General features: G+C 46.2%; 1 protein-coding gene. It reads left to right on the top strand.

Annotated features, from left to right (window positions below; genetic code table 11):
• On the top strand, positions 1-262 hold a 262-nt coding region (locus tag AAEY88_RS14155; RefSeq protein WP_350563406.1), incomplete at both ends, for a hypothetical protein.

The raw sequence follows: 262 nt of genomic DNA, 5'->3' as shown, positions 1-262 counted from the left end.
GTGAGAAAGAAGTGAATTCGATGATTGGCCGTAATCCTGATTTTGCTCGGCGTGTAGCGATTGATTTTTCTGATAACTTAGCCAGTGCCAAAATGCTGATCCCGATCCCAGACGACTTTCCGATTATGGCTGGGGAGATTTTACGCGTGAATACTGGGCTTGATATTCATCTTGATGCTAATCGTCGTCCAGTTGTTGCGCTAGTTGGCGTGAGCTTAATGGGCGTGCCTATTCCGAATGCGTGGCTAGGAAACATGAAAAA

It is taken from the genome of Psychrobacter sp. CAL346-MNA-CIBAN-0220, from assembly GCF_040309805.1.
In the GTDB taxonomy this organism is placed as follows: Bacteria; Pseudomonadota; Gammaproteobacteria; order Pseudomonadales; family Moraxellaceae; genus Psychrobacter.
This window is presented reverse-complemented; position numbering and strand designations above follow the sequence as displayed.